The sequence below is a fragment of the Tsukamurella paurometabola DSM 20162 genome, assembly GCF_000092225.1.
Classification (GTDB): Bacteria; Actinomycetota; Actinomycetes; order Mycobacteriales; family Mycobacteriaceae; genus Tsukamurella; species Tsukamurella paurometabola.
Genome location: NC_014158.1, coordinates 1,868,129 through 1,883,399, shown reverse-complemented (window position 1 = coordinate 1,883,399; position 15,271 = coordinate 1,868,129). Strand labels below are relative to the sequence as shown.

17 protein-coding genes are annotated in these 15,271 nt (G+C 69.0%); 7 read left to right on the top strand and 10 right to left on the bottom strand.

What is annotated here, in order from left to right:
* Nucleotides 1-8: 8 nt before the first annotated feature.
* Nucleotides 9-983 carry a DMT family transporter gene (locus TPAU_RS09025; protein ID WP_013126449.1) on the bottom strand — a complete coding sequence of 325 codons (975 nt, stop codon included), beginning with the start codon at nt 981-983 and terminating at the stop codon, nt 9-11.
* A gap of 78 nt (nt 984-1,061) precedes the next feature.
* Between TPAU_RS09025 and TPAU_RS09020 the strand changes: the two genes are divergently transcribed.
* On the top strand, nt 1,062-1,898 hold the full coding sequence (locus tag TPAU_RS09020; protein WP_013126448.1) for a LysR family transcriptional regulator: 837 nt from the start codon (nt 1,062-1,064) through the stop codon (nt 1,896-1,898).
* On the opposite strand, the gene TPAU_RS09015 is transcribed toward TPAU_RS09020, so the two are convergent.
* From TPAU_RS09015 to TPAU_RS08995, 5 genes are all read right to left on the bottom strand, one after another.
* Complete coding sequence (locus tag TPAU_RS09015) at nt 1,895-2,548, bottom strand: DUF1345 domain-containing protein (protein ID WP_049825812.1); 654 nt, start codon at nt 2,546-2,548, stop codon at nt 1,895-1,897. The genes TPAU_RS09020 and TPAU_RS09015 overlap by 4 nt on opposite strands.
* The gene (gene hflX, locus TPAU_RS09010) at nt 2,545-3,984 is read right to left on the bottom strand and encodes a GTPase HflX (protein ID WP_013126446.1); all 1,440 of its coding nucleotides are present in this window, start codon (nt 3,982-3,984) and stop codon (nt 2,545-2,547) included. Before hflX ends, TPAU_RS09015 begins: the two co-directional genes overlap by 4 nt.
* 62 nt (nt 3,985-4,046) lie before the next feature.
* Nucleotides 4,047-4,910, bottom strand: coding sequence for a diaminopimelate epimerase (dapF, locus tag TPAU_RS09005; protein WP_041944896.1), 864 nt, complete (start codon nt 4,908-4,910; stop codon nt 4,047-4,049).
* Nucleotides 4,911-4,929: 19 nt separating this feature from the next.
* Nucleotides 4,930-5,850, bottom strand: coding sequence for a tRNA (adenosine(37)-N6)-dimethylallyltransferase MiaA (gene miaA / locus TPAU_RS09000; protein ID WP_013126444.1), 921 nt, complete (start codon nt 5,848-5,850; stop codon nt 4,930-4,932).
* On the bottom strand, nt 5,847-6,467 hold the full coding sequence (locus TPAU_RS08995; protein WP_013126443.1) for a class III extradiol ring-cleavage dioxygenase family protein: 621 nt from the start codon (nt 6,465-6,467) through the stop codon (nt 5,847-5,849). Before TPAU_RS08995 ends, miaA begins: the two co-directional genes overlap by 4 nt.
* 125 nt (nt 6,468-6,592) lie before the next feature.
* Here TPAU_RS08995 and TPAU_RS08990 point away from each other — a divergent pair, with 125 nt between their 5' ends.
* Complete coding sequence (locus TPAU_RS08990; RefSeq protein ID WP_013126442.1) at nt 6,593-7,939, top strand: DUF349 domain-containing protein; 1,347 nt, start codon at nt 6,593-6,595, stop codon at nt 7,937-7,939.
* Nucleotides 7,940-7,945: 6 nt separating this feature from the next.
* Nucleotides 7,946-8,785: an AAA family ATPase gene (locus TPAU_RS08985; protein WP_013126441.1), complete on the top strand. Its 840-nt coding sequence runs from the start codon at nt 7,946-7,948 to the stop codon at nt 8,783-8,785.
* A 1-nt stretch (nt 8,786) separates the two neighbouring features.
* On the opposite strand, the gene TPAU_RS08980 is transcribed toward TPAU_RS08985, so the two are convergent.
* Genes TPAU_RS08980 through TPAU_RS23145 form a run of 3 tightly spaced genes read right to left on the bottom strand, consistent with a single transcriptional unit; the run spans nt 8,787 to nt 11,205 of the window.
* Entirely contained in the window at nt 8,787-9,419 is a 633-nt protein-coding gene (locus TPAU_RS08980; protein WP_176579859.1) for an Rv2732c family membrane protein, read from the bottom strand.
* Between the two features lie 58 nt (nt 9,420-9,477).
* Complete coding sequence (miaB, locus tag TPAU_RS08975; protein ID WP_013126439.1) at nt 9,478-10,989, bottom strand: tRNA (N6-isopentenyl adenosine(37)-C2)-methylthiotransferase MiaB; 1,512 nt, start codon at nt 10,987-10,989, stop codon at nt 9,478-9,480.
* Nucleotides 10,990-11,049: 60 nt separating this feature from the next.
* Entirely contained in the window at nt 11,050-11,205 is a 156-nt protein-coding gene (locus TPAU_RS23145; RefSeq protein WP_013126438.1) for a hypothetical protein, read from the bottom strand.
* 199 nt (nt 11,206-11,404) lie between these two features.
* On the opposite strand from TPAU_RS23145, the gene TPAU_RS08970 reads away from it, so the two are divergent.
* From TPAU_RS08970 to TPAU_RS08955, 4 genes are read left to right on the top strand one after another with little or no spacing between them, the layout of a single operon-like run.
* Entirely contained in the window at nt 11,405-12,133 is a 729-nt protein-coding gene (locus TPAU_RS08970; protein WP_041944894.1) for an amino acid ABC transporter ATP-binding protein, read from the top strand.
* Nucleotides 12,133-13,104, top strand: coding sequence for a glutamate ABC transporter substrate-binding protein (locus TPAU_RS08965; RefSeq protein WP_013126436.1), 972 nt, complete (start codon nt 12,133-12,135; stop codon nt 13,102-13,104). Before TPAU_RS08970 ends, TPAU_RS08965 begins: the two co-directional genes overlap by 1 nt.
* Before the next feature lie 5 nt (nt 13,105-13,109).
* On the top strand, nt 13,110-13,784 hold the full coding sequence (locus TPAU_RS08960; protein WP_041944893.1) for an amino acid ABC transporter permease: 675 nt from the start codon (nt 13,110-13,112) through the stop codon (nt 13,782-13,784).
* Complete coding sequence (locus TPAU_RS08955; RefSeq protein WP_013126434.1) at nt 13,781-14,677, top strand: amino acid ABC transporter permease; 897 nt, start codon at nt 13,781-13,783, stop codon at nt 14,675-14,677. Before TPAU_RS08960 ends, TPAU_RS08955 begins: the two co-directional genes overlap by 4 nt.
* A gap of 50 nt (nt 14,678-14,727) precedes the next feature.
* Here the strand turns inward: TPAU_RS08955 and TPAU_RS08950 are convergent, their stop codons facing one another.
* Nucleotides 14,728-15,102 (bottom strand): VOC family protein, encoded by a 375-nt coding sequence (locus TPAU_RS08950; protein WP_013126433.1) that lies wholly within the window; start codon nt 15,100-15,102, stop codon nt 14,728-14,730.
* Nucleotides 15,103-15,271 lie beyond the last annotated feature (169 nt).

Sequence of the window (15,271 nt, the reverse complement as noted above, 5' to 3'; positions counted from 1 at the left end):
TTCAGCGGTCATCGGTAGCCCCGTCCAGCGGGACGCACCTGGAGCGTCCCGCCGAGCCCGCGACGGTCCTCACCGCGAAGGCGATCGCCCTCCGAGGATGGACCGCCCACTCCGGCAAGCGGAGGCCTCCGCGAGCCCCACGATGCGGTGAGGCACGCGATACTGCCGAGTACCACGCCGATCACGGCACCCGGCCGCATCGATTCAGCGACCAATACGGCGCTGAGCAGCGCGGCGACTGCCGGGATCAGAGCGAACAGCATGGCCGCGCCACCCGCCCCGGCCACTGCGATCACCCGCAGATACAGCGTGGTGGCCACCATCGAATTCACCAGCACCATCACGACCAGGACGAGTGCCGCCCGACCGGGGTCGGTCACGGTGGCACCGAAAGCCGCGGTGAGCGCGGCGGCCGGCGCGGCGGCCACGAGCAGCCCCACGGCGTTACCCGCGACCGGATCGACGTTCCGGCAGAACCGCTGCTGATAGACGCCGCCTACCGCCAAGCCCGCCAGCCCGAGCACGGTGAACCCGATACCCGCTCCCGCGTGCGCGAGCTGCGGCACCGTCGACCAGCACGCCGCGACGACGGCTCCGAGACCGAGACCGGCGGCGACCACTTTGCGTCCGGTCAGTCGCTCGCCCAGCGCGATCCGCGCCACTACCGCTGTGGCCGCCGGATTCACTCCCAGGATGAGCGCGGCGACCCCGGCGGGAACCCCCGCCTGCAGCCCCAGATAGCAGCCGAGGAACTGCACGGCCTGCGTGAGTAGCCCCGCTACCGCGGCGTGTGTCAGATCCGCGCCGCGCGGCAACGTCCGGTGCGTCGCCCTGACCAACCCGATCATGAGCACGCCCGAGATCGCGAACCGCAGCAAGAGCAGAAGGAACGGACTCATGGAGGCGACGCCGATCGCCGCGACCGGATAGCCGAGGGCCCAGAGCAGCACGACGGACACGGCGAGAACGGGCGGGATGCGCATGCCCCATGGTCGAACGGCTACCACAGCGGCGTCCAACAATGATTGACGATCGCGATCGATCGAGAATATCGTTCATTCATGTCGGATCGCGTGCTCGATATCGTCCCGCTCCGCAGTGTCGTGGCGGTCGCGCGTTGCGGCGGCGTGCACCGGGCCGCCCAGGCGCTGCATCTCACCCAATCGACGGTGAGTGCTCACCTGCGCCGGCTGGAGCGCACGAGCGGCGCGGCCATCGTCGAGAAGACCGGACGCGGAGTGCGTTTCACCGATCACGGCACACGGCTGCTGCGTCACGCCCAGGCGATCCTCGAGGCCCACGACGCCGCAATCGTCGAACTGGCGTCGCCCGCGCCCCGAGTATTGACCATCGCCGCGACCGAGCACGGCGCCGATCTGCTGATCCCGGCTCTCAGCGCGGGCCTACGCGACCTACCTGGCGGGTGGACCGCACAATTCCGGTTCGACCGGAGCAGCCAGGTGGCGGGCGCCGTCGAGCACGGCCTCGCCGATGCGGCGATCTTCCTCGCCCCGACCGCACATCCCGATGCGGTGGGGGCGATCGCCCTGCACTGGTACGCCGCACGGGACTGGACGCCGCCGGCCGAGGATGTGCCCGTACTGCTGTTCGACGAGCCCTGTGTGCTGCGCGCGCCCGCCGTCGAGGCCCTGCACCGTCACCACGTGAGCCATGTGGTCGCGGCCGAAGCCGCCAACCTGGCCGGCCTCTACTCGGCGACCCGAGGCGGTCTCGGTGCCACCCTGTTGCCTGAGATCGACGCCACCGATGGCCTGGCCGTGGTGAATTCGCTACCGAGCCCGCCCCCGATCGGATTCGCCGTGACCATCGGCGACCGGGTGCCCGCAGCAGTGCGCAACGCGGTCCGCGAGGCGGCGGCCGCACTCACCGCGACCTAGCCCGCGACGATCCCCACCACCAGGTTGATCGCGGTCGCCAGGATCAACGTTCCGAAGACGTAGGACAACAGGCAATGCCGGAGCACGACACTGCGGATCTCGCGCGAGGAGACCCCCGTGTCGGAGACCTGATACGTCATTCCCAGGTTGTAACTGAAGTAGAAGAAGTCCCGATACGCAGGCGGATCGTCACTGCCCCAGTCGATCCCACCGGGTTCGTCGCCGCGGTCGCCGTAATAGAGCGCGGCGTACTGCGTGGAGTAGGTCAGGTGCAGCGCCGCCCACACCGCGAAGGCGGCGATGAGGGCCGCGGCGGCCGGTGCATCCTTGTTCTCGGACCGCCCGGCCACCAGCAGCGCCACGATCGCGACCAATCCGCTCAGTGCGAGCACCGCCACCACCAGTTCCGCTACCCGCGGCCGGAAGTTCTCGCGCTGCACCGTCGCCCGGGTCGACGCCGCGTCCAGCGGCCACAGCACCACCCATCCCGAGGCCGCGAAGACGCTGGCCGCTGCGCCGATACCGACGAGCACGCCGAGCGTCGGATCGACCAGGCCACCGACGACCAGAGCCGCGGCAACCCCGATCACGGCCGACGCCGCGAGCCGGGACGAGGCGGACACCGGCGGTCCGGCGGCCGGCCGGCTCACTCGACCACAGCAGGCGCGTCCGCGCCGAACTGTTGAAGCATTCCTGCCAGCGCAGCCGGAACCCGCGCCGTGATCCGGGTGCCATCGGCCTCGTGGTCGGTGGCGAGGATCGTGCCCTCGGCGTGAATCCGCGCGACCAGATCGCCGCGCTCGTACGGGACCAGGGCGGAGACCTCGACATCGCCGGCGGTGATCAGGTCCGTCATCCGTTGCATCAGCTCGTCGATGCCCTCGCGGGTGTGTGCGGAGACGAACACCGCCTCCGGCAGCGCGACCCGCAGCTGCGCCAGCACCATCGGGTCGGCGGCGTCGGTCTTGTTGATCACCAGCAGCTCCCGCGGCAGCGCGGCCTCGCGCTCCCCCGCCACCTCGCGCAAGACGTGCCGCACCGCGTCAATCTGCCGCTGCGGCATCGGATCACTGCCGTCCACCACGTGCACCAGGAGGTCGGCATCGACCACCTCCTCGAGGGTGGAACGGAAGGCCTCCACCAGCTGGGTGGGCAAGTGCCGCACGAACCCGACCGTATCGGTGAAGACCACATCACGGCCATCGGTCAGGGTGCCGTGCCGGGTCGTCGGGTCGAGGGTTGCGAACAGCGCATTCTGTACCAGGACACCGGCATCGGTGAGCGCGTTGAGCAGACTCGACTTGCCCGCGTTGGTGTAGCCGGCGATCGCGACGGCCGGGACCCCCGACCTGCGGCGTGCACCACGCTTGGTGTCACGGGCCTGCTTCATGCCCTTGATCTCCCGGCGCAGCTTGGCCATCCGCTCACGGATCCGGCGACGGTCGGTCTCGATCTTCGTCTCGCCGGGACCGCGCAGACCCACGCCGCCGTTGCTGCCGGCGCGGCCACCGGCCTGCCGGGACAAAGCCTCGCCCCAGCCACGCAGTCGCGGCAGCATGTACTCCATCTGCGCGAGACTGACCTGCGCCTTGCCCTCACGGGAGGTGGCGTGCTGAGCGAAGATGTCGAGGATCAGGGCGGTGCGATCGATCACCTTGACCTTCACCACCTTCTCCAACGCGTTGAGCTGGGCGGGTGTGAGCTCGCCGTCGCAGATCACGGTGTCGGCGCCGGTCGCGAGCACCACCTCGCGCAACTCATGAGCCTTGCCCGAGCCGATGTACGTGGCGGGGTCGGGCCGGTCGCGCCGCTGTACCACCCCGTCGAGCACCACCGATCCCGCGGTCTCGGCGAGTGCGGCCAGTTCCGCGAGCGACGAATCGGCCTGCGCCGCGGACCCCTCGGTCCACACGCCGACGAGCACCACCTGCTCCAGGCGGAGCTGGCGGTATTCGACCTCGGTGACATCGTCGAGCTCGGTCGAGAGACCGGCGACGCGGCGGAGCGACGAACGCTCCTGGAGCTGGAGTTCACCGACGGTGGGCTGCGTGCCGGGTGCCGGTTCCCAGGTATCTGTGTCTGTCATATGCCTCAAGTGTGACACGCGGGTGCACCCGAGGTCACGCGAGTTTTCCCGGGGCGAACCGGTCAGGCGCCCAGCGCGCCGATCCGGACGGTGCCGGTGGCCACGATGCGGCTCGGCCCGCGGAGCACGGCACCGTCGGGTGCGACGGTGACGGTGACGGTGCCACCGGGCACGTGCACGCCGACCACGCCCTCCTGGCGGTCGTCGGACCGGAGCGCGGCGACGGCGGCGGCGACGGTGCCGGTCCCGCACGACCGGGTCTCTCCCGAGCCGCGCTCGTGCACCCGCATGTGCACCGCACCGTCGACGAGCGGCGTGATGACCTCGACGTTGGTGCCGTGCGGGAAGAGGCCGTGGTCGAAGCTCGGAGGGCTCGCGACGTCGAGGCCGCCGAGGTCCGCGGCGGTGAGCCCGGGGACCACGCAGGCCAGGTGCGGATTGCCCACGTCCACGGCGATCCCCGCGAGGTCGCGTCCGTCGACCCCGGCGGAGGAGGAACCGAACACGGTGGCGGGCCCCATGGCCACCGAGACATCCGCAGCCTCGGGATCGGCGTGGTGCACCACGACGGGGCGTCCACCGGCACGGGAGCCGACCACGAACTCGGGCCCCGGTACCAAGGAGGACGCGGTGAGCACGTGCGCGAACACCCGGACGCCGTTGCCGCACATCTCGGCGATCGAACCGTCGGAATTGCGATAGTCCATGAACCAGTCCTCGCGGGCGACGCCGGCCGGCAGCGCGTCGAGGACGCCCGCATCCGCGAGGTCACCCGCACGGGCGATGCGCAGCACACCGTCGGCGCCGATGCCGGCGCGGCGGTCGCACAGCGCCGCCACCAGCTGCGGCGTGAGGTCGATGTCGACCCCGGGGTCCGGGAGGATCACGAAGTCGTTCTCGGTGCCGTGGCCCTTGAGGAAGTCGATGGCGCCCATGCGGTCCAGTCTACGGCTGGCGCACAGGCGCCTCGTGCGCGGCGAGGGCGGCGCCCCGCAGGTCGTCGCGGGCGGCGTCGAGCCACAGCACCCGCGGGTCGCGACGGAACCAGGACCGCTGGCGACGCACATAGCGGCGAGTGCCGATGAACGTGAGCTCACGTGCCTTCTCCAGGTCGTATTCACCGTCGAACGCGGCCAGCACCTGGGCGTATCCGATCGCCCGGGCGGCGGTGACACCGTCGCGCAGCCCCACGGCCTCCAACGCGCGCACCTCGTCGGCGAGGCCACCGTCGAACATCAGCCGGGTACGGAGGGCGATCCGCTCGTCGAGCAGAGCGGTGTCCCGGTCGAGCGCGACGATCGCCGTGTCCCAGCGAGCGGGCCCGATCTCCGGTGCCGATGCGGCGAACGGCGCTCCGGTGATGGTCACCACCTCCAGCGCACGCACGATGCGTCGGCCGTCGGTGGTGAGGATCTTCGCCCCGGCGGCGGGGTCGATCGCCGTGAGTTCGCGGTGCAGGGCGAGCGAACCGATCTCCTCGAGGCGGTCCTCGAATCGCTTGCGCACCTGAGGATCCGTGGCGGGAAATCGCCACTCGTCGAGCAGCGCCTGGTAGTACATCATCGACCCGCCCACGATCACGGGCGTCGTCCCGGCGGCGAGCAGTGCCTCGACGTCGGCGCGGGCCCGGTCCTGGTACGCGGCGACGGTGGCGGTCTCGGTCACCTCCAACACGTCGAGCTGGTGGTGGACGATGCCGCGCCGCTCGGCGACCGGCAGTTTCGCGGTGCCGATATCCATGCCGCGGTACATCTGCATCGCGTCGATGTTGATGATCTCGCCGCCCAGCCGCTCCGCCAGGTCCAGTGCCAGATCGGACTTGCCGGTGGCCGTGGGGCCGACGACGGCGATGGGGCGCACGGTCATACCGCGCCGCCGGTGGCCACCAGGTAGCCCACGCCGAAGGGCGCATCGCGGTAGAGCGTGGTCACCGGCCCGGCCCGAAACACAGCGGCCGCCGTGGCCCAGTCCGCATCGAGGCCGTCGGCGGCGGTGCCCTCGCACACCGCGTCGCACTGCGCGGCGAACACCGCGGCGTCCTCGGGGCGGTAGCCGCCCGGCGCGCGTTCGGTGAGGGTGTTCGGCCCGTCGAGTACGAACACGGTGCCCTCGGCGTCGTCCTCCGATCCAACGATCCGCGCCGACGACGCACTGATCCCACGCACCCAGGCCGCGATGAGCAGCGACAACGGCCATCGTGGATCGGGACCACGGTCGTGCGACGGCCCGCCGGGCGCGGCCGTGACCAGCACGTCAGCACCGAATCCGGCGAAGCTGCCGGAGCCTTCCGGCCTGGTCATCGGGCCGCCACCGACGACGCGCCAGGTGCGGGCGCGGTCGCCGAGCCAGGTTCCGGCGGCGACGACGGCGGTCCGGAGCCGGTCCGCCTCGGGATCCCCGGGCACGCCGACCAGCTCGGGAACGAGGAGCGGTGCGCCCGGGATCACGATCGCGGGCCCGGGGCGGGGCGGGGTCGACTGCACAGGAAGAACGCTAATCGATCACGCCGGGGAGCCCGCAGAGTGATTCAATGGACCACAGGTCCCCGGTGACGTGGGCCCCGACGACCGGCAGCCGTGACGCGCGGCGCAGATGAAGAGGAACCACCGTGGCCGAGAACGACCCGATCGCACAGAGCGCGCCGAAGCCCCACCCCGGGCCCAAGCCGCATCCGGGCCCCCGCCCCGCGGTGCCCCGCCCGCACGCCCCCGCCGCGCCCGCGCCCCGCGTGCGGCCCGCCTCGGATCCGAGCAAGTTCGGCCGCGTCGATCCCGACGGCACCGTGTACGTGACGACCTCGGCCGGCGAGCGTGCCGTCGGTTCGTGGCAGGCCGGCGAGTCCGCCGAGGGCCTCGCCCATTTCGGCCGCAAGTACGACGAGCTCGCCACCGAGGTCGAGGTACTCGAGGAACGGCTCGCGAGCGGCAGCGACCCGAAGAAGGTACGCAGCGCCGCGCAGCAGATCGCCGACGGACTGCCGACCGCCGCCGTGGTCGGCGACCTCGATTCACTCGCCTCCCGCGTCGGCGCTCTGCTCACCGGCGCCGACACCGCGATCGTGACCGCGTCGGCGGACCGGGAGAAGAACCGTGCCGAGGCCGTCGCCCGTAAGGAGGCGCTGGCCGCCGAAGCCGAACAGATCGCGTCCGAATCGACGCAGTGGAAGACCGCGGGCGACCGGATGCGGGCCCTGCTCGATGAGTGGAAGACGATCAAGGGCGTCGACCGCAAGACCGACGACGCCCTGTGGAAGCGCTACTCCAAGGCCCGCGACGCCTTCAACAAGCGCCGCGGCGCCCACTTCGCCGAGCTGGACCGCGAGCGGGCCGGCGCGAAGGCGCGCAAGGAAGAGCTCATCGCCGAGGCGGAGAAGCTCAAGAACGACACCACCTGGGGCGAGACCTCCGCGAAGTTCCGTGATCTGCTCACCAAGTGGAAGGCCGCCGGACGGGCGCCCCGCGACACCGATGACGCGTTGTGGGCCCGGTTCAAGGGCATCCAGGACGAGTTCTTCTCCGCCCGCAACGCCGCCGCGAACGAGCGCGATGCGGAGTTCGCCGAGAACGGCAAGGCCAAGCAGGCCCTGCTCGACGAGTACGGCCCGCGGATCGATCCGGCGCAGAACCTGACCGCGTCGAAGGCCGCGCTGCGCGAGCTGCAGGACAAGTGGGAGGCCATCGGCAAGGTCCCCCGCGAGCAGATGGGCTCCCTGGAGGCCGGTATCCGGGCACTGGAGAAGAAGGTCAAGTCGGCCGACGATACCCAGTGGCGCCGCACCGACCCCGAGGCCACGGCCCGCGCCGCGCAGTTCCGCGAGCGGGTCGCGCAGTTCGAGGACCAGGCCGAGAAGGCGGAGAAGGCCGGCAAGACCAAGGACGCCACGCGGCTGCGGGAGCAGGCGCAGCAGTGGCGCGAGTGGGCCGACGCCGCCGAGAGCGCGGTCGAGAACCGCTGAGCTACGGTGTTCGCACGGCGGATCTCCGTCGCACCGGAAGCGGGCAGCGGTGCGCCTCGGTGGGTCCGCGACGTACCCGCCTTGCGTCCCCTGTTCGACGGTGCCGCCATCGACCTGACCGCGCCGCTGACGTTCGTCGTCGGCGAGAACGGATCGGGCAAGTCAACGCTGGTGGAGGCCGTCGCCGAACAGTTCGGACTCGACGCCCGCGGTGGCCGCGCATCGGTTCCCGGCGGGAACGTCGACACCGAGAAGACTCCGCTCGGTGAGGTGCTGCGGCTCGATCTGACGCACCGCGGCCGGGCCATGCGGCGTGGCCCGCGATTGAATCGGAAGGGCTTCTTCCTGCGCGCGGAGACGGTGCTCGAGATGAACGAGCGGTTCAACGGCTGGCACGGGTACTGGGAGCACGACGTGAATACGCAGAGTCACGGCGAAGGCTTCTTCACCATCATCGACGCGATGCTGACCGATCCCGGCTTCTACGTGCTCGACGAGCCCGAGTCAGCCCTGTCCTTCCACTCCTGCCTCCGCCTGGTCGCGCAGCTCGGCGAACTCCGGGACAGCGGCTCGCAGCTCATCTGCGCCACCCATTCCCCGATCCTGTCCGCCACACCGGGCGCGCAGATCATCGAGATGCGGCCGACCGGCCCCACCGACACCGCGTGGGCGGATCTGGCCGTGGTGCAACACTGGCGGCGCTTCCTGAACCAGCCCGAGACCTACCTGGGCGAACTGGTGACCGCGCCGGACGCGCCGGAGCCGGACGCGCCGCGCACCGTCGCCCCGGGTGAGGAGGAGGCGTTCATCGCTCGCCTGCGGGAACGGATCTACCGCGAGGACTGAGCTACTGCTGATCGGTGGAGGGGCGCTCGGCCTGGACCGGGCGGTGCACGCCGATGTTGTTGGTGCGGGCGAAGCCCTCCCACTTCTCGGCGGCATCGCGGCGCTCCTGCTCCGCGGCGCGCTGGAACGCGGTGCGGGCCCAGATGGTCTTGATCCACACGATCGCGAGCACGATCATCGCGAACCAGCCGAGCAACAGGCCGATGCCGGCACCCGACGGGGGCTCACCGTGCAGGCCGGGGGTCTGCCGCGACCACACCGACAACAGACCGAACACGAATCCCACGCCGCAACCCGCGCCGGCGATCACCGCGAGCACCCAGCGGCGGGTCAGCAGCGCGGCGCCCGAGGCGAGCACCCCGAACAGCACCTCGAGCCAGACGAATACCTTGGAGACGATCACCAGCGAGCTGTTGTCGGCGTGGGCGTCGCCCATCAGGATCTGCAGTCCGGTCACCGAGCCGGTGTGCGGCAGTGCGAGCGAACCGATCACCACGAGCACGGCGGCCGCCGCCACGACGATGCGCGGGCTGGCCTCGAACTCGCCGGCGAGCTTGCGCTCCACGGATTCGACCTGCGTGCGCAGCTCATCGAGCTCTTCGGCGCTGCGCGGGTTCTCGCTGTCGGCGTTCATGCGGTCCATTGTCCACTCCGGGCTCGCGGTTGTCTCCTACAGGTCGTCGTAGGACGGGTCAGCAGGTCGAACATCCCGTCGCTGCGGGCTCGACGGCCGGTGCCGGGCGACCGACCGGCGGGAGTCCGAGTCCCACGCCGACGGGGGCCGTGACCGGCGTGATCGATGCCTCCACGTTGTCGCCCGCGCGCGTGCGGCGGTGACTGAGCACGCCACCGTCGGCGACCAGGTGGTGCGGCGCCGCGCCGGTGATCTCGACCTCGACCACGTCGCCGGGCCTGATGTCCGTACTTCCCGCGAAGTGCACGAGGCGACCGTCACGGGCGCGACCGGACATGCGCTTGGTCGCGGCGTCCTTGCGGCCCTCACCCAGCGCTACCAGCAGTTCGACGCGGCGGCCCACCTGCTTCCGGTTCTCCTCCAGCGTGATCCGCTCCTGCAGTGCGATGAGCCGGTCGTAGCGTTCCTGCACCACCTGCTTCGGCACCTGGTCGGGGAGGTCGGCTGCCGGAGTACCGGGCCGGATCGAGTACTGGAAGGTGAAGGCGGAGCTGAACCGGGCCTTCTCGACCACGTCGAGGGTGGCCTGGAAGTCCTCCTCGGTCTCCCCCGGGAAACCGACGATGATGTCGGTGGTGATCGCCGCGTGCGGGATGCGCTCGCGGACCCGGTCCAGAATGCCGAGGAACTTGGTACTGCGGTAGCTGCGCCGCATGTCCTTGAGCACTGTGTCGGATCCGGACTGCAACGGCATGTGCAGCTGCGGGCAGATGTTCGGGGTCTCGGCCATCGCGTCGATCACGTCGTCGGTGAACTCGGCGGGATGGGGGCTGGTGAACCGGACGCGCTCGAGTCCCTCGATCCGGCCGCACGCGCGGAGCAGGTCCGCGAACGCCCCCTTGTCGCGGGGAAGGTCGGGGTCGGCGAAATTGACACCGTAGGCGTTGACGTTCTGCCCGAGCAGGGTGACCTCGGAGACGCCTTGGTCGACGAGGGCGTGGACCTCGGCGAGGATGTCACCGGGCCGACGGTCGACCTCCTTACCGCGCAAGCTCGGGACGATGCAGAAGGTGCAGGTGTTGTTGCAGCCCACCGAGATGGAGACCCATCCCGCGTAGGCGCTCTCCCGGCGGGCGGGCAGCGTCGAGGGGAAGGCGTCGAGCGCCTCCTTGATCTCGACCTCGGCCTTCTCGTTGTGCCGGGCGCGTTCGAGCAGCGTGGGCAAGGACCCGATGTTGTGGGTGCCGAAGACCACGTCGACCCAGGGGGCCTTCTTCACGACGGTGCCGCGGTCCTTCTGCGCCAGGCACCCGCCGACGGCGATCTGCATACCCGGCCGCTCGCGCTTGATCGGAGCGAGGTGACTGAGGTTGCCGTAGAGCTTGTTGTCGGCGTTCTCGCGGACCGCGCACGTGTTGAACACCACGAGGTCGGCCTGCTCGCCGCCGTCCGCGCGCACGTACCCGGCGTCCTCGAGCAGGCCGGAGAGGCGCTCGGAGTCGTGTACGTTCATCTGACATCCGTAGGTACGGACCTCATAGGTACGGCTCTGCTGGGCGGGGTCGATCATCTGACCAGGATATCGGCAGGTGCAAATCGTCCGATGCTCCCGATCGGGACTACCTCCGGATCACTCCTCGGACTCGAGCTGCTCCAGTTCGGTCTCGGACTCGGAATCGAAATCCGCGCCCACCGCGGCGCGCGCATCGAGCTCGGCCTGGGCCGCTTCCGCCTTCGCCTGCTCTGCGGTCTCGTTCAGGTCGGAGAGATTCTCGTCGTTCGCCATACGTCGACTCTAGACGCGGCCCCGTCGCGGCGCGCGATGATGCTCCATGCCGCCGCCGAGGGCTCAGGGCCGTCACGATCGCACCGAGTGCGATTCCGCCGCACCAAAACCGGTCAACTTTACGCGGATGAAACGTCGAAACTCCTAGGCTCTCCCCATGACCACTCCCGCAGAGACCGCGCCCACCGGCGCGGCCCCGATGATCGAGATCCAGTCAGCCGACAAATACTTCGGCGATCTTCACGTACTCAAGGACATCAACTTGACGGTGCCCAAGGGGCAGGTCGTGGTCGTGCTCGGCCCGTCGGGCTCGGGCAAGTCCACTCTGTGCCGCACCATCAACCGGCTCGAGCCGATCAACTCCGGCACCATCCGGATCGACGGATCGGTGCTGCCGGAGGAGGGCCGCGGCCTCGCCGCGCTGCGCGCCGATGTCGGCATGGTGTTCCAGTCCTTCAACTTGTTCTCGCACAAGTCGATCATCGACAACGTGACTCTCGCGCCGATGAAGGTGCGTAAGAAGTCGGCCGCCGACGCCCGCAAGCGCGGTATGGAGCTGTTGGACCGAGTGGGCATCGCGAGCCAGGCCGATAAGATGCCGGCGCAACTCTCCGGCGGCCAGCAGCAGCGCGTGGCGATCGCGCGCGCGCTGGCCATGGAGCCGAAGGTGATGTTGTTCGACGAGCCGACCTCGGCACTGGACCCCGAGATGGTCAACGAGGTCCTGGACGTGATGGTCTCCCTCGCCAAGGAGGGCATGACGATGGTGGTCGTGACGCACGAGATGGGCTTCGCCCGCAAGGCCGCCGACCGCATTCTGTTCATGGCCGACGGTGCGATCGTCGAGGACACCGATCCCGAGTCCTTCTTCAACACGCCGAAGTCCAGCCGCGCCAAGGACTTCCTGTCGAAGATTCTGAGCCACTGATGAGTAGACACAGGAGCACCCGACTGGTCGCGGTGGTGATCGCGGCGATCGCCATGGTGGGCGGCCTCGTGGCGTGCGGCAGCACCGGTCCCCGCGACCTGCTCAAGTCCATCGAGTCCGGTTCCGTGATCCTCGGCACGAAGTACGACCAGCCCGGCCTCGGCCTGCGCAACCCCGATAAGTCGATGTCCGGGTTCGATGTGGACGTCAGCTCCTACGTGGTCAAGTCGATCGCCCAGGCGAACGGCTGGAAGGAGCCGAAGACCCGCTGGCGCGAGACCCCGTCGGCGCAGCGCGAGACGCTGATCAACAACGGCGAGGTGGACATGATCGCCGCGACGTACTCGATCAACGCGAACCGCTCGAAGAAGGTCGATTTCGCGGGGCCGTACCTCGTGGTACGGCAGGGCCTGCTGGTCCGCAAGGATGACACCAGCATCACCCAGCTCACCGATCTCAACCAGGGTAAGAAGCTGTGTTCGGCGGCGGGTTCGACATCCGCACAGAACGTGAAGGCACAGCTGCCCGGCGTGCAGCTGCAGGAGTTCGACTCGTACTCCACCTGCACGGAAGCGCTGCACCAGAAGAGCATCGACGCGCTCACCACCGACGAGTCGATCCTGGCCGGATTCAACCAGCAGTACGGCGGCGAGTTCCGTGTGGTCGATATGACCTACATCGCCGATCAGTGCATCAAGGGCTCGCAGAAGAAGGCGGGCAGCCCGTTCTCCACCGAGCGTTACGGCATCGGTCTGGCCAAGGGGCAGAAGAAGACCCAGGAGGCGATCAATGCCGCGGTCAGTGCGATGATCGCCGACGGCAGCTGGGAGAAGGCCCTGCGGAAGAACCTCGGTGACGAGGAGACGCAGCGCCTGATCGACCGTGCCGGCGGATTCGACAAGTTCACGCCGTCGGTCGGCGACCTCGCGTTCGTGAGCGCCCCGTCGACGAAGTGCGGAGGTGCCTCGTGACCACCATGTGGGACTACATGGGGCCGCTGCTTTGGCCCGCGTTCTGGATGACCATCAAGCTCACCGTGTTCTCGGGTGTCATCGCTCTGGTGTGGGGCATGATCCTCGCCGGTATGGCGGTCGGTCCCGTGCCGATCATGCGGTCGTTCGCGAACTTCTACGTCAACGTCGTCCGGAACACGCCGCTCACGCTGATCATCCTGTTCTGCTGGATGGGACTGTTCATGATGCTGGGGCTCACTCTGGCGCCGCAGAACGACAGCTTCATCAAGGAGAACAACTTCCGGCTGGCGATCCTGGGCCTGTCGTTCTACACCGCCGCGTTCGTGTGCGAGACACTGCGTTCGGGTATCAACACCGTGCCGGTCGGCCAGGCCGAGGCGGCCCGCGCTCTCGGCCTGCCCTTCTTCACCGTATTCGGCACGATCGTTCTCCCCCAGGCGATCCGCGCCGTGGTCGCTCCAATGGGCAGCGTGCTCATCGCCCTGACCAAGAACAGCACGATCGCCTCGGTGATCGGTGTTTCCGAGGCAGCCCTACTGATGAAGTCGTCGGTCGAGACCTATCCGGACTCGATCTACACGATCTTCGCGATCATCGCCGTCGGCTTCGTGATCCTTACGCTGCCACTCGGCCTGCTGTTCACGTACCTGGCCAACCGATTGGCGGTGAAGCGATGACCCAGCCGAATCCGGTGGACCTTCCGAACCCGGTGAACGACCTGCCGCCGAAGGCACCGAAGATCAATCCGAAGCAGAAGGGCAGCGTGCTCTTCGATGCGCGCGGCCCCAAGCAGCAGCGCCGCGACACCGTGGTGGCGATCGGCTTCGTCGCCGCGATGTTCGCCTTCGCGGTGTGGGTGCTGTGGGTCATGGGTAACAAGGGCCAGTTGGAGTGGTCCAAGTGGGACATGATCGTCGACTCCCGCTTCTGGACCACATACCTGATCCCCGGTCTGTGGGGCACCCTGCTCGCTGCCGTGGTGTCGATCGTGCTGGCGATGGTGCTCGGTACCGTGCTGGGCCTGGGCCGCCTCTCCGACCACCGTGGGGTGCGGTGGATCAGCGGGGCCGTGGTCGAACTGTTCCGCGCCATCCCGGTGCTGATCCTGATCCTGTTCGCGTACTACGCGTTCGCGGCGGCATCGCTGTTCCCGTCCTCGCAGCTCGCATTCGCGGCGGTGGTGTTCGGTCTCACGATGTACAACGGCTCGGTGATCGCCGAGATCATCCGCTCCGGTATCAACTCGTTGCCGAAGGGACAGTCGGAGGCCGCATCCGCACTGGGGCTGCGCAAGAGCCAATTGATGCGACTGATTCTGCTGCCGCAGGCGATCACGGCCATGCTGCCGGCACTGATCTCGCAGATGGTGGTCGCCCTCAAGGACTCGGCACTGGGCTACATCATCGGGTACACCGAGATCGTGCGGCAGGGTATCCAGGCCGGTATCACCTACCGGTCACTGTTCGTGGCGCTGATCGTGGTCGCTGTCATCATGATCGTGATCAACTACGGCCTCACCCGCCTCGCACGCTGGGTGGAGAGGAAGATGCGCGAGCGCCGCAGCCACTGAGGCTCCCCGACCGAGGCCCCCGGAGTGTGCGACTCCGGGGGCCTCGTCCGTCAGAGGTAGGGCCGGGTGAGCAACTCGATGCCGTGGCCGGCGGGATCGAAGACGTAGACACCTCGTCCGCCGTGCTCGTGATTGATCTCCCCCGGCCGCTCCCAGCGCGGATCCGCTGCGTGGTCGAGGCCGGAGTCGGTGATCCAGGCGAGCGCCCGGTCGAACAGCTCGTCGTCGACCAGGAAGGCGTAGTGCTGCATCTGGATCTCGACCGGCGGCTCGGCGAACTGCAGGAGCACGCCATCGTCCAGGGTGAGGTTGGTGAACGGGCCCCAGGACGGTGCGTCGCGGGCCTCGAGCAGACGGCGGTAGAACTCGGCGGACCGTTCCCGGTCCGTGGCGGCGATGATGGTGTGGTTGAAGCGTGCTGACATGCGTTCCTTTCGTGGGAGTGGAGTGTTGATCTCGAGGTCCATTCCCACGCGGAGGCGCCCGCGCCGTCAACCGTTCGCCGGATCACCCATCTGTGCGTGACCCGTGGCCGTTCCGGCAGTCATTCCTACACGGTATCGCGCCGCCACGGAAATAGCGAGGCCCCCGGAG